We start from the raw sequence: 13,646 nt of genomic DNA, 5'->3' as shown, positions 1-13,646 counted from the left end.
CTGTTTCACTTTGCTTTACCGCCCATCATTGATTCATACAAACGCAAATAAGAATAAACCGTTGCTTGTATTGAATACTGATTTTCCGCATATGCAGAAGCCATATCTGTAAGATTACCCAAATTTGAATAATCCTTTATAATACAATCCATCTTTTTAGCACAATCTTTGGCATTTTCTTTCTCGAAACAATATCCATATTTTCCTCGTTCAACGACTTCCGTTGGACCATCACCGGAAACCAAAACGGGAATTCTCGCAATCATTGCTTCTACCACAGTTAAACCAAAACCTTCGTAAATAGACGGCTGAACAAACAAATCATATTCATGTAAATGCGCATAAATATAATTTCTATCTTTCAACCCCAGAAAATTCACATTGCCTTGTAACCGATATTTTTCAACTAAGGATCTTAAATAGTTTTCGGACTCGCCTTCACCTATAAAATCCAGCGATACATATCTGTTATACTCATATACCAATAATTCAAGAGCTTCCAGTAAAATATGTTGTCCTTTCACTAAATGATCCAGACGACTTACCATTACCAAACGAAAAGGAGAAGATGCGGTAAAACATTCTTTCCTTTTTATACGATCTGTATGTATGCCATTCCATATTAATTCCGGATGAAAAGAAGTGCGGTTTATTATATCTTGTTTTACAGAATCAGAAATTGCTATAATCTTATTAAAACAAGAAAAATACTTACCATCCACGCCTACCGTATGGACTGTCAGACATAACTTTTTCTTGAAAAGAGGTAATAACATACCGCCTATTACATGGTCATGGCAATGCAAAATATCGGCATGTAATCCGAAAAGTATACTATTCAAATAGATAAGAAAGAAAGGATTTCTGCTACCGGGATTTCTGCCAATACGCACAACCTGTATCTTTTTATCTAAAGATTGCAACAAACGCTCATCTATCAAATCATTTATTATAATCAATGCGACACGATTTCCTTCAGCTACTTGTTGATTGGCAATATCAACCAACATTGTCTCCGCACCTCCTGTCGTAAATGAGCAAATCAAATGAACAACAAACATTAAACAGATTGTTTATAAGCACTTATCAATTCTTTTAAACGATCACGCAAGAACAACACGCCAACCGGAACAATCAATGTAAATACAATGATAAACAATCCGGCATACAACTTTCTAGGACCTACCGGATATTGCTTTACAAACGCCTCATCTATCAGTTTAGCCTTCGTTTGATCCAATCCCATAGATAACGCCTGTTCTTCTCTTTTTTGCAATAACAAAAGATAAACGGCTTGCGTTATTTCTTGCTGTCTTTTAAATTCAACATAAACACGTTCTTGCACAGGAACAGCTCCCATCCTATTTAATAGCTGTTGTTCTTTATTTCTTAAGTCCGTTAATGTAGAAACCATTCCAGCCCTAGCGTTTGCTATGGTCAGAAAGACATTTTCTCTCAACCTGTCTAATTTTTCATTCATTTGCAAGACCAGAGGGTTGTCAGCACTCGAGTTTTGCAATATCTTATTTCTTTCCAGCAAAGCATCATTATAGACAATCAGAGGGCTTCCTTCCGCGTCTTGAGACAACATCAGCGGTACCAGATTATATTTATTCTCCGGTTTCTTCACATAAGCATCCATCAAATTAACCACCTGAGACTCTGCCTCCATTTCTATAATTTTCGATTGAAGTTCTTTCATCTGCTCCGAATACATCTGAACATCATATTCTATAGCAGTCATTTTATTCTTCAATTTATATTCTTCAATAGCCCTTTCCGTTTTATTCAGATCGTCAATGACAGCTGCAATACGAGAATCTAAAAACGTGATCATTTTCCTTGCCTCAGCCTTATTATAACTATCAGACTGTTCATTATATATTCTAACCAATGTAGTCAGAATATCTATTCCCCGTTGCTTTTCATGATCATCGCAAGTAAATTCCAACATATTTGAAAGCTTAGATACTTCTTCTATCGTAAAGCTATTTATCATATTTTCAGCGACCCAACGCACAGGTTGTATCAAAATATCCAAATCAAATGATGTCTTTGGCCCGTTTCTAAAATCCAGCGTAAATACTCCTTGCGGCAATTCCAACCGGGCAGGCAAAGAAGAAAAAGTATCTTTTCTTTTAGGAGACTTTACTGTTATATTGCCTTTGGCGTCAACAGAAACTTTTAGTGCAAATCTATCCTCCAATGACATCATTGTTGCAGAATCGGCTGTAACTATCAATGGGGAATTGGTATATAGCTTATGCCATGAAAAAGGTTTGGTATACGCTACATTTATACCCAACTCCAAAATCATCTTAGTAAAAAGTGCATTTGATGAAAAAGCCATAATTTCATCATCTATATTAATTCCTCCGCTACCACCGGTACTTAACCCAAAAGATTTCATTAGTCCGGAAGCTTCCCCCATCGAAATACCACCGCCCACCAAATCTTTATTTTCCTGCAGTTGCACACTGGCATACATTTCATAGGTTTTCGGATATAGTAACAAATAGAGTATTGCCAAAATAATAGATACAACAAAAGCACATACAAAATATTTCCACTGATGTATATAGTAAACAATAATGTTTTTCAATTCCACAGTTTCATTATCAACAACTTTATTGCTCATAACTTATTTCTTTGAAGTATTAATAATCGTAATAACCATTGATGTTATAATTGATACGGCACTGATCACAGAAGAAAAGACTGTGATACTGTACTGTTGAGCCTGACTATAACGTGAATTTTTCTTTTTTGCCTTATTGGGTTCCACATAAACAACATCATTCTGATGCAGATAATAATAAGGAGAAGCAAAGACTGCCGGATCTGTCAAATCCAAACGTGCCATTTCCTTTTTTCCATTCTCATCCCTTATTACCAGAATATTCTTTCGGTTTGCATTAATAGTCAAATCTCCCGATTGTCCAATAGCATCCAGAATAGACAAACGGTCATTACGTGCATTTAATGACCCTGGCCGGTTAACTTCACCCATCAGAGTAACTTTAAAGTTTGAAATCTGGACATTCACCAAAGGGTCTTTCACGTATTTGGAAATTCTTTCTTCCAACATTTTGCTCAATTCCTGTTTTGTCAGGCCTGCAACATGCAACATTCCCAGTACCGGGAAATTAATCATTCCCTCTTTATCCACCAGATAATTATATAATGATTGAGATGCAAAAACAGGTTGATCTCCTTGCTGCGGATAGGCATAGGTAGGAGGATTAAACGGGGTAACCACAGAAGGATCCCATGCAGTAACAGTGATGTTCAACAAATCATCCGGAACTATTTTTGTATTATAAGATTGATTCATTGCTTCTATTTGCTCGGGTGTTAATGAATCAATCCCCTGAAAATAAACGACATCTTTTGGCGTTCCGCACGCCCCTAATAACAAGGCAAGCACTACTACTGATAATAATTTCACTCTCATAAATTTTAGTATTCTTCAAATAAGGTGCAAATATACTACTTTTAAACTAGCGGAGAACATCAATAAGTGTTCCGAAATTTAAAGTTACATTAATAACGATGCAATACTTGATATATTGCTGCACAAGCAACCAAAATTATCAATGCTTTTACAGCTTATTCCTGAATTATTGCGTAAGTTTGCCACAAAACAAATTGATTCATGGTTGAAATTGGAAAATATAACACGCTCAAAATAGTAAAAGATTTAGATTTCGGCGTTTATCTGGACGGAGGAAACGGTCTGGAAATACTTCTGCCTGCCCGATATGTCCCTAAGAATGTAAAGCCGGGTGACGATGTGGAAGTATTCATTTATCACGACAACGAAGGACGCATTATTGCTACGACAGCCAAACCATTTGCCATTGTAGGAGAATTTAAATACATGGAAGTTAAGTCGGTAAACAATACCGGAGCTTTTTTAAACTGGGGCATAATGAAAGATTTACTTGTCCCCTTTAAAGAACAAAAAATGCCTATGCAAGAAGGCAAGTGGTATTTGGTATATGTACGTTTAGATCATGTTACGGGACGAATTATGGCTTCAGCCCGTATCGAGAAGTTTTTGAACAACACACCTCCTTTGTATGAATATAACCAGGAAGTGGATTTACTCATTGCTGATGAAACGGATATAGGATATAAAGTCATCATAAATAATCTGCACGGAGGATTGGTTTATCATAACGAAGTATTCCGCCGGTTGGAAAAAGGGGAACACCTGAAAGGATATATAAAAGAGGTTCGCGATGATGAAAAAATAGATGTCAGCCTTAGACCTCTAGGGTATAAAAAGGTAGAAGGTATTACCGATGTTATATTGGAAGCTTTAAAGGTTCAGGGAGGTTATATTCCGGTACATGATAAAAGCGACCCCGATGTTATTTATTCCCTGTTTCGTTGCAGTAAAAAAGCATTCAAACAAGCAATAGGAGCTTTGTATAAACAGCATCTTATCACATTAGAAAAAGACGGCATCCGCCTCAAAGAATAAAAATTTTCTAAGAATAGACAGACAATTAGCCCGGGCTTTATTCCAAAAGTCCGGGCTAATTGTTTTTTTGTGCCTGAAAACTAATTGGTTTCTCCCCACTTATTAAATCCATTCTCCTGACATTTTATGGAAAAGATCCCGCATTTTTATTCTTTTGACCTAGGTCAAAATTGTTTTTGAGCCAGGTCGAAATTGATTTTGAGCTAGGGCAAAATTGATTTCGAGCCTGGTCAAAAGAATAAAAGTGCGGATATTTTTTGCTAGATGATGCGCTATTAAAAATTAAAAGTATTTGTTTTTATGATTAACTTACTGCCACAACCAACTGATATTTACAAACTCTTTGTATCTTTGTAGAATTATCTCTAGAACTTAATTACTTAAACAAACAAACAAGATGAATAAATATTTTATTCTTGTAACATCAGCCCTATTTTTGGCTGCATGTAACGAAAAGCCAGGTTATGAGATTGCCGGTACAGTAACAAATGCCGATCTAAACGGCAAATACGTTTATATGTATGAATATGGCATGAATGATTCCGCGCCGTTAGACAGCGCTTTAGTGCAAAACGGTACATTCACATTAAAGGGAACACAGGACGCTCCCGCTCTCCGTACATTAGCATTCGCTAAGGATGTAGTAGAGCCTAAACGTGCAGCTTATGGAGAAAACGCTCCTTTCACCAGCACATTCGTATTGGAAAACGGGAAATTGCAAGTAGTCCTTGACCAAGTTTCCTCGACATCCGGTACTCCCGAAAATGATGGACTGACAGCTTTACAGGCACAGATGAAGACTTTACGTGCCGGCATTGAGCAGCTTTCCGCTGAGATGAAATCTGACGATGTGGAAATAGCTAAAGCTGCGGAGAAAAAAGCAGACGAGATCGACCAAAAAGTAACCGATGCCGTTAAAGCCTACATCTTAAACAATCCGACAAAACAATCTGCCGCTAAATTATTGTACGATTTCCGTTATAGTTTGGATGAGGCTACTCAAAACGAGATCATTGCTAAAGCAGATGCCGCATTTAAAGCTGTTCCGAATATTGACAAGCTGATAGCTCATCTGGACGTATTGAATACCGTAGCCGTAGGCAAGAAATTCGTCGATTTCGAATTACCCGATGCAGATGGAAAGATACATAAACTTTCAGAATTCGTTGGCAATGGAAAGAATGTAGTATTGATCGATTTCTGGGCCAGCTGGTGTCCTCCTTGCCGCCGGGATATGCCAAATCTGGTAGCTGCTTATAAGAAATATAAGAACAAAGGATTCGATATCATAGGTATCTCTCTGGACAGTAAAGCAGAGGCTTGGGCTAAAGGTATAAAAGACTTGAACATCACATGGACACAGCTTTCAGACCTGCAAGGCTGGAAAAACTCGGGAGCGGCGCTTTATGGAGTAAACAGTATCCCTCATACCGTATTGGTAGATAAAGACGGAACGATCATCGCCAAAGGCCTGCACGGAGAGGCAATTGATGCTAAACTACAAGAAATAATTAAATAATTCTATGTCCGTTAAAATTACTTTAAAATGGAAGAAAGATTCCACATTTGAGACAGAGCTGAATGGACATCCCATTACAATAGATACATCCATAGAAAATGGAGGCAACGATGAAGGGCCACGCCCCAAGGCACTTATGTTAATAGCATTAGCAGGTTGTACAGGCATGGATGTAGCGCCTCTTTTCAGAAAGATGCGCATACATTTCGACAATCTATCTATTGATGTAACAGCAGAGACATCAGATGGGATACCAATGGTATATACAGCTTTTCAAGTAACTTACCACGTCACAGCCGATCCTGCCGACAGCAACAAAATAATAAAAGCAGTCCGTTTGTCACAAGAAAAATATTGTGGCGTAACACTTATGATGAAAAAAATAGCTCCGGTGACTTGGCAAATAATATTGAACAATACGTTACTTAATCTTAACGAAGAGAACAAATAACAAATCTTGCCGTTGCAGAGCTAAATTAAAAAAATTATCTTTGTGCGGTTTTTAAAGAAAGTAATAGTACTATAATATTAGCATAAAATTTCATTACTCTTTAATATAATAAATTAGCGATTATGATTTATTCACATGAAGTTCAACACATGTGTGTTGTAAAGAAGGGAGCTAACCACCAGTGTGCTCCGATTCCTGAAGAAGGAAAGTGGGTTAGAGCAACTCAGATTTCTGACATCTCTGGTTTGACTCACGGTATCGGTTGGTGTGCACCAAAGCAAGGTGGATGTAAGCTGACATTGAACGTTAAAGAAGGAATTATCCAGGAAGCACTTGTAGAAACAATCGGTTGTTCCGGTATGACTCATTCTGCTGCTATGGCATCAGAAATTCTTCCGGGTAAAACTCTGCTGGAAGCATTGAACACAGACCTTGTTTGTGACGCTATCAACACGGCAATGCGCGAGTTATTCCTGCAGATCGTTTATGGTCGTACACAGTCTGCATTCTCAGAAGATGGTCTGCCTATCGGTGCAGGTTTGGAAGACTTAGGTAAAGGTCTTCGTAGCCAAGTTGGTACAATGTACGGAACATTGGCTAAGGGTACCCGTTATTTGGAAATGGCAGAAGGATATTGTACCCGTATGGCATTGGATGCTGATGACGAAGTAATAGGTTATGAATTTATCCACCTTGGTAAATTCATGGATATGGTAAAGAAAGGTATGGATGCTAACGAAGCACTGGAAAAAGCAAAAGGCTCTTACGGTCGTTTCAAAGAAGCTGTAAAATATATCGATCCTCGTAATGAATAAGAAAACATTGACACGCGTCCTCATCGGGCTAATCATAATTACAACAATCGCTTCGGTTATTGCTTACTTCGTAATGAAGCCTGAGAAACCGTGGATGGCGTTTTATATGGCCTGTTGTGGTGGTGTACTTGTTTTCAACTTTCTAGTATCTTTATTCCTGGTAAATAAGAATTTAAAAAAGTAAAAATAATATGGCTTTATTTGAAAGTTATGACCGTCGTATCGATCATATCAACGCGGTTTTAAAAGAATATGGTATCAACGGTATCGAAGATGCAAAAGCTATCTGCGACACTAAAGGTATCGATCCTTATACAATGTGTAAGGAAACACAACCTATTTGTTTCGAAAATGCTTGCTGGGCTTACGTTGTAGGTGCTGCCATCGCTATTAAAAAAGGCTGTACAAATGCTGCTGACGCTGCCGAAGCAATCGGTATCGGTCTGCAAGCATTCTGTATTAAAGGCTCTGTAGCTGATGATCGTAAAGTAGGTATCGGACATGGTAATCTGGCAGCTCGTTTGCTTCGCGAAGAAACAAAATGTTTCGCATTCCTTGCAGGTCACGAATCTTTTGCAGCAGCAGAAGGTGCTATCAAGATTGCAGAAATGGCAAACAAGGTTCGTAAAGAACCATTGCGCGTTATCCTGAACGGTTTAGGTAAAGACGCAGCTAAAATTATTTCCCGTATCAACGGTTTCACTTATGTTCAAACTCAGTTCGATTATATGACTGGAGAAGTTAACGTAATCGAAGAGAAAGCCTACTCAACCGGTTTGCGTGCTAAAGTTAAGTGCTACGGTGCTGACGATGTTCGCGAAGGTGTTGCCATTATGCGCAAAGAAGGTGTTGATGTATCTATCACAGGTAACTCAACAAATCCTACTCGTTTCCAACATCCAGTTGCAGGTACTTATAAGAAAGAATGTATGGAAAATGGTCACCCATACTTCTCTGTTGCTTCCGGTGGTGGTACAGGTCGTACCTTGCATCCGGATAATATGGCTGCAGGTCCTGCATCTTACGGTATGACAGATACTATGGGCCGTATGCACGGTGACGCTCAGTTCGCTGGTTCTTCATCAGTTCCTGCTCACGTAGAAATGATGGGATTCCTCGGAATGGGTAACAACCCTATGGTAGGTGCCAGTGTTGCTGTAGCAGTTGCTATTGAAGAAGCTATGAAGAAGTAATTAAAAACTTCATTATATATAAATCCCTGTAACCTTTCAGTTACAGGGATTTTTGTTTTCTATAGCTCAATATTAGCTTTGCTTCAATCTGAAAAGGTCTAAGATTTAGAACAAAACAGAACTAAAGTTGTTATAATAACAGGTAGCAAATAAAAAGTTCATTCGCATAAGGAATTATAACAGGGATTTAATTATTTCACAAAACATGCAAATACGATAAGCAATGACATCTAAAACAGGTAAATGTTTGACGGGCTTCATCTTGTTTCCGATGATATTCTTCTTGCTACTCTCCTGCCCTACCAAGAGAGAATTCAAGCAGATGTTGCATATACCTGTGCGGACAACCAATATCGAGAATTGCAATAATACACTCAACACCTGTATCTTTGAAGTTTCTTCTTCCTGTAAAGAGCAGGATAAAATTCAATATACATCTCTATCCGATTTTTTCTCAACAGACACACATATTTATCTTCCGATCCGAATAATCCGGTCCGAACAAGTAAGGCGAAATACAGATGCATTCATACAAACCTCACTGTTCATCTGTTATCGTAAACTAATTATTTAAGATTGCGTCACAATAAAGCCCTCGATAGACAAAAAAACTTAAATAGATTAGTTCACTTACAAATACATTTAGAATATGATAAATCATAATAAACAGGAGATGTCTTATACATACTCCATGATCGGCTTATTTACCCTTTCATTACGATTAGTAGTTGGATGGACTTATTTTTCTGCATTTTGGAGACGCCTTATTTTAGAAAATAAATTAATACCGGATGCAACGGGTTATGTTGGAGAAAAATTCAATCATTTTCTACCGAATGCTCTAGGTATTAAACCAATGATCGAATATATGGTTACCAACCCTGACATTTTATGGTGGGCAATGGTGATTTTTACAATTATAGAAGGAATAGTCGGATTATTAATCATGTTGGGATTTCTCACGAGACTGATGAGCATTGGAATATTTGGATTGGCAACCGGTATTTTATTGGGTTCCGGGTGGTTGGGAACAACTTGTCTCGATGAATGGCAGATCGGAATACTGGGAGCAACTGCCGGTTTTACCTTATTCTTATCAGGAGGAGGAAAATACTCGCTGGATTACCTGTTAATCCCTAAAATTCCATTTATACAAAATCGTTCATGGACAAGATGGCTGACTTCTGGCATTCTTCCTGTAAAAACAAACACACTAAGTAAAATTGCCGGAATAGGAGCATTTGCCTTATTGTTCCTAACGCTTGCAACCAATCAGATATTCCATAACGGCGTTTGGGGCAAACTACATAACAAATCGGTTAAACCCAAAATAGAAATATCGGATGCAACTATTAACAACGGCAAATTATCCTTTTCTGTTTATCGCGTAGAAGGCGCAGATGTATACGGATCTTTCTTAATCGGTATTACTTTAAAAGACCAAAAAGGAAATGTCATATTACATAAAGATAGCGAAGATTTAGCTCATTTTCCGGAATCCAGTATTCACAACAAATATATAGCCAAAGTAACTCCGGGAAAATACAGTCTGGTTATTCCACTTGGAAGTAAAGCTGGTATAACAATCGATGACAGTTCTATAGCCAACATTACCAAAGGCGAATATGAACTGATTCTGACTGATATAAGCGGTATTACCTGGCAAAAAAACATAACCTATTAATATATCGATATAATGACTTTAAACATTGATCAAAGCACCTGTATTAAATGTGGAAAATGCGTAAAAGTATGTCCATCAGGTATATTTACACAAGAAAAGACGAAAAAGAATATCGGCTTAATACATATCAACACCTGTATCGTCTGTGGGCATTGTGTAGACGTATGCCCTACAGATTCAGTACAGCACAGTGATTTTCCATCTGAAAAGATACACACAATTGATTATGTTAAAATGCCTACCCCTGAACAGGTTATGCTATTGATCAAATCACGTCGTTCCAATCGGTCTTTAACATCGAAGTCGATACCTGAAGAGATATTGAACCAGATTATAGAAGCTGCCAATTATGCGCCGACAGCTTCTAATGCGCGGGCCGTATCTTTTACTATAATCACTGATCCGGAAAAATTACTCTGGGTCAGCGATTATACAATCGGTGTATTCAGTTCTTTAGCCAAAGTTTTACTGAATCCGATAGTAAAATGCATACTTAAACCTTTCATTAAAGGCGTTTATAAATATGTACCAGCCTTTGAACGTCTGAAAACAGAACACCTTGCAGGAAACGATCCTATCCTGAGGAACGCAACGGCACTATTGTTTATCCATACGCCCAAATCCAACCGATTCGGCTGTGAAGACTCAAATCTGGCTTATCAGAATACCTCTTTAATGGCACAATCTCTGGGTATAAGCCAGATATACATGGGATTCGTTTTAACTGCCATCAAACAAGAAGGAAAAGACACTCTGGCCCGTAAGCTTGGAATAGATGGAAAAATACATGCAATCATGGCACTAGGAATTCCGGCTTTCAAATATCCGAAATACGTGGACAGATAATAATAGCATTTTTATCTTTCCAAAATAATCTTTACCTTTGCATCGTCTAATTACAGAATTACTCCGATGAAAATATCTGAATAACCAATCTACAATGGGTTTTTAATTGTCCGGCCGGGTAGCATAACAGTCTCACTTGGTGCTCATTTCCATATACGACAATTAATTCAGATATCAGTTTACATATAATTCGTATGACACGAGCATAATTGTATGCCTGTTTAACTGTTTCCGGCCCATTTCCTCCCGGCCTTCATCATTATATTCAAAACTTAATTAATCAATTATGAGTATAGTTGTAAAAAACTTGACATACAGGCATTCGGATAATACCATTCTGTTTAAAAACATCAGCTTTAGCATCAATAAAGGTGAGAAAGTAGCACTTATCGGAAATAACGGTTCAGGAAAATCTACTCTATTATATTTAATGCAAAGGTATCTAAATGTGCAGGAAGGAGAAGTTATTATGTCTTCCCCCTCCTACTATGTACCTCAGCACTTTGAGCAATATTCCAAACAAACGGTAGCTGAAGCATTAAAAGTAGATGACAAAATTAATGCTTTACATTCTATCTTAAACGGGGATGTTACTTCTGAGAATTTTTCGATCTTGAATGAAGATTGGAACATAGAAGAAAAAAGTTTGGCAGCCTTATCTTTCTGGGGATTAAGCCACATTCCGCTACATCAAAAGATGGAGACATTAAGCGGTGGAGAAAAAACAAAAGTTTTTCTTTCCGGCATTCAGATTCATGCTCCAGCAATCCTTTTGATGGATGAACCGACCAATCATTTAGATAAACCAAGCCGGAATAAGTTATATGACCTTATAACAACATCATCTGCTACAATCATAATAGTCAGCCACGATCGTATATTATTAAACCGGCTTTCCTATATTTATGAGTTGGAAAACAATGGAATTACAGCCTATGGAGGAAATTACGATTTTTATAAAGCACAGAAAGAGCAGCAACAGACTTCTCTCCTGACTCTATTAAACAGTAAAGAAAAAGAGTTACGACTGGCTCGAAAAGTAGCACAAACAATGGCAGAGAAGAAACAAAAACATGATTCACGCGGTAAAAAGAACAATATTAAAAAAGGGATTTCCCGCATGGCAATGAATACATTACAAGATAAAGCAGAAAAAAGTACCTCAAAGCTTAAAGAAGTACATGAAGAAAAACTAGCCTCTCTGTCTGGTAACATTGCAGAATTGCGTACATCCATATCCGACATACAAATGATGAAAATAAACTTCAATTCTTCGGATTTACATATTGGTAAAATATTGATAACCGCAAATGACATAAACTTCCGCTATGGAAACCATTTTATATGGGAAAAGCCTCTCAGTTTCCGAATCAGGAGTGGTGATCGCCTGTCTATCATTGGGAATAATGGTAGTGGGAAAACCACCCTTCTGAAATTAATAACCGGTCAATTAGAACCAAATAAAGGTTCTATTGACCGAACAGAAATCAGCAGTCTTTATATTGATCAGGAATACTCTATCATCCGGCAAGAGCTTTCCATTTATGAACAGGCACAAATGTATAATCTTCGTCATTTTCCGGAGCATGAAGTAAAAATGATACTAAACCGTTATCTTTTCCCTTATGATACATGGAATAAAAGCTGTGCCTTATTAAGTGGTGGAGAGAAAATGCGTCTTATGCTCTGTTGTCTGATGATAAGCAATCAAACTCCCGATCTCATTATTTTAGATGAACCTACAAATAATCTCGATATACAGAATATAGACATTATAACTTCTGTTTTCAAAGAATATCGAGGAACTATACTGGTTGTTTCACACGACACACGATTCGTTAAAGAGATAGGAGCTGCCGACACCTATATCGAATTACATTAATTCATACCTTTGTAGCAGTTAAACAAAAAAATATGAATATCCTACTAGATGTACATACACATACTTTAGCCAGCGGACATGCTTTTAGCTCATTACAGGAAATGGCTCAGACTGCCTCAGAAAAGAAGTTACAGATACTCGGAATAACAGAACATTCTCCGGGCATTCCGGGCACTTGTGATCCTATTTATTTCCGCAATCTGCATGTTGTGCCTCGCCTGATGTATGGAATAGAACTGTTACTTGGAGCAGAATTGAACATTATAGACTACAAAGGAACAATAGACCTACCAGAAAGTTATTTTCCTTTGTTGGATATAAAGATTGCCGGTATTCATTCTCTTTGTTACACACTGGGGACAGTAGATGATAATACTTCCGCAATTATAGGTGCGATTCAAAACCCGTACGTAAATATAATCAGTCATCCGGGAGATGGAACTGCGCTCCTTCATTTTGAGCCTATTGTTTTGGCGGCAAAGAAAAGTCAAACTTTACTGGAAATAAACAACAGTTCGTTGAATCCGGCACGTAAAAAACCGTTAGCCCGAGAGAATAACCTGGAGATACTAAGACTTTGTAAACAGTATAATGTTCCGGTTATACTTGGCAGTGATGCTCATATTTCTTTTGATATAGCCAGATATGACCATATTTACGAATTACTCAATATTACCGAATTTCCGGAAAGCCTCATTATGAACGATAAGGTTGAACTATTTAAAAGATTCATAAGACAAAAATAAAATCCTCCAATAACCACTCTT

Annotated in this window: 13 protein-coding genes; 10 read left to right on the top strand and 3 right to left on the bottom strand. The window is 37.6% G+C overall.

Features of this window, described 5'->3' with window-relative positions:
- Positions 1 to 5: 5 nt before the first annotated feature.
- The 3 genes from C1721_RS10490 to C1721_RS10480 are packed head-to-tail and all read right to left on the bottom strand — an operon-like array spanning position 6 to position 3,454.
- Positions 6 to 1,061 (bottom strand): glycosyltransferase family 4 protein, encoded by a 1,056-nt coding sequence (locus C1721_RS10490; RefSeq protein WP_102408297.1) that lies wholly within the window; start codon positions 1,059 to 1,061, stop codon positions 6 to 8.
- Positions 1,061 to 2,638, bottom strand: coding sequence for a GumC family protein (locus C1721_RS10485; protein WP_102408296.1), 1,578 nt, complete (start codon positions 2,636 to 2,638; stop codon positions 1,061 to 1,063). Before C1721_RS10485 ends, C1721_RS10490 begins: the two co-directional genes overlap by 1 nt.
- Before the next feature lie 3 nt (positions 2,639 to 2,641).
- A complete protein-coding gene (locus C1721_RS10480; protein ID WP_102408295.1) occupies positions 2,642 to 3,454 on the bottom strand; it encodes a polysaccharide biosynthesis/export family protein in 813 nt (270 codons plus the stop codon).
- A 201-nt stretch (positions 3,455 to 3,655) separates the two neighbouring features.
- Here C1721_RS10480 and C1721_RS10475 point away from each other — a divergent pair, with 201 nt between their 5' ends.
- The 10 genes from C1721_RS10475 to C1721_RS10430 all read left to right on the top strand — a co-directional run bounded on the left by C1721_RS10475 (position 3,656) and on the right by C1721_RS10430 (position 13,625).
- The gene (locus tag C1721_RS10475; RefSeq protein ID WP_102408294.1) at positions 3,656 to 4,489 is read left to right on the top strand and encodes a CvfB family protein; all 834 of its coding nucleotides are present in this window, start codon (positions 3,656 to 3,658) and stop codon (positions 4,487 to 4,489) included.
- A 397-nt stretch (positions 4,490 to 4,886) separates the two neighbouring features.
- Entirely contained in the window at positions 4,887 to 6,008 is a 1,122-nt protein-coding gene (locus C1721_RS10470) for a TlpA disulfide reductase family protein (RefSeq protein WP_102408293.1), read from the top strand.
- 4 nt (positions 6,009 to 6,012) lie between these two features.
- Entirely contained in the window at positions 6,013 to 6,459 is a 447-nt protein-coding gene (locus tag C1721_RS10465; protein WP_102408292.1) for an OsmC family protein, read from the top strand.
- A 122-nt stretch (positions 6,460 to 6,581) separates the two neighbouring features.
- Positions 6,582 to 7,274, top strand: coding sequence for an iron-sulfur cluster assembly scaffold protein (locus C1721_RS10460; RefSeq protein ID WP_102408291.1), 693 nt, complete (start codon positions 6,582 to 6,584; stop codon positions 7,272 to 7,274).
- On the top strand, positions 7,267 to 7,458 hold the full coding sequence (locus C1721_RS10455) for a hypothetical protein (protein ID WP_102408290.1): 192 nt from the start codon (positions 7,267 to 7,269) through the stop codon (positions 7,456 to 7,458). Before C1721_RS10460 ends, C1721_RS10455 begins: the two co-directional genes overlap by 8 nt.
- Before the next feature lie 7 nt (positions 7,459 to 7,465).
- Complete coding sequence (locus C1721_RS10450) at positions 7,466 to 8,467, top strand: GGGtGRT protein (protein WP_102408289.1); 1,002 nt, start codon at positions 7,466 to 7,468, stop codon at positions 8,465 to 8,467.
- Positions 8,468 to 9,116: 649 nt separating this feature from the next.
- Complete coding sequence (locus C1721_RS10445) at positions 9,117 to 10,151, top strand: TQO small subunit DoxD (RefSeq protein WP_102408288.1); 1,035 nt, start codon at positions 9,117 to 9,119, stop codon at positions 10,149 to 10,151.
- 12 nt (positions 10,152 to 10,163) lie between these two features.
- Positions 10,164 to 10,997: a nitroreductase family protein gene (locus C1721_RS10440; RefSeq protein WP_102408287.1), complete on the top strand. Its 834-nt coding sequence runs from the start codon at positions 10,164 to 10,166 to the stop codon at positions 10,995 to 10,997.
- Positions 10,998 to 11,283: 286 nt separating this feature from the next.
- Positions 11,284 to 12,879, top strand: a complete 1,596-nt coding sequence (locus C1721_RS10435; RefSeq protein WP_102408286.1) for an ABC-F family ATP-binding cassette domain-containing protein — start codon at positions 11,284 to 11,286, stop codon at positions 12,877 to 12,879.
- A 32-nt stretch (positions 12,880 to 12,911) separates the two neighbouring features.
- A complete protein-coding gene (locus tag C1721_RS10430; RefSeq protein WP_102408285.1) occupies positions 12,912 to 13,625 on the top strand; it encodes a phosphatase in 714 nt (237 codons plus the stop codon).
- The last annotated feature ends 21 nt before the right edge of the window (positions 13,626 to 13,646 follow it).

The sequence above is a fragment of the Parabacteroides bouchesdurhonensis genome (genome assembly GCF_900186615.1).
GTDB lineage: Bacteria > Bacteroidota > Bacteroidia > Bacteroidales > Tannerellaceae > Parabacteroides > Parabacteroides bouchesdurhonensis.
This window is presented reverse-complemented; position numbering and strand designations above follow the sequence as displayed.

Excerpts from the sequence above, each read along its gene's own strand:
- C1721_RS10440 (WP_102408287.1), top strand. The coding sequence starts at position 10,164 with ATGACTTTAAACATTGATCAAAGCACCTGTATTAAATGTGGAAAATGC.
- C1721_RS10430 (WP_102408285.1), top strand. The coding sequence starts at position 12,912 with ATGAATATCCTACTAGATGTACATACACATACTTTAGCCAGCGGACAT.
- C1721_RS10455 (WP_102408290.1), top strand. The coding sequence starts at position 7,267 with ATGAATAAGAAAACATTGACACGCGTCCTCATCGGGCTAATCATAATT.
- C1721_RS10485 (WP_102408296.1), bottom strand. The coding sequence starts at position 2,638 with ATGAGCAATAAAGTTGTTGATAATGAAACTGTGGAATTGAAAAACATT.
- C1721_RS10490 (WP_102408297.1), bottom strand. The coding sequence starts at position 1,061 with ATGTTTGTTGTTCATTTGATTTGCTCATTTACGACAGGAGGTGCGGAG.
- C1721_RS10460 (WP_102408291.1), top strand. The coding sequence starts at position 6,582 with ATGATTTATTCACATGAAGTTCAACACATGTGTGTTGTAAAGAAGGGA.
- C1721_RS10465 (WP_102408292.1), top strand. The coding sequence starts at position 6,013 with ATGTCCGTTAAAATTACTTTAAAATGGAAGAAAGATTCCACATTTGAG.
- C1721_RS10435 (WP_102408286.1), top strand. The coding sequence starts at position 11,284 with ATGAGTATAGTTGTAAAAAACTTGACATACAGGCATTCGGATAATACC.
- C1721_RS10445 (WP_102408288.1), top strand. The coding sequence starts at position 9,117 with ATGATAAATCATAATAAACAGGAGATGTCTTATACATACTCCATGATC.
- C1721_RS10450 (WP_102408289.1), top strand. The coding sequence starts at position 7,466 with ATGGCTTTATTTGAAAGTTATGACCGTCGTATCGATCATATCAACGCG.
- C1721_RS10475 (WP_102408294.1), top strand. The coding sequence starts at position 3,656 with ATGGTTGAAATTGGAAAATATAACACGCTCAAAATAGTAAAAGATTTA.
- C1721_RS10470 (WP_102408293.1), top strand. The coding sequence starts at position 4,887 with ATGAATAAATATTTTATTCTTGTAACATCAGCCCTATTTTTGGCTGCA.
- C1721_RS10480 (WP_102408295.1), bottom strand. The coding sequence starts at position 3,454 with ATGAGAGTGAAATTATTATCAGTAGTAGTGCTTGCCTTGTTATTAGGG.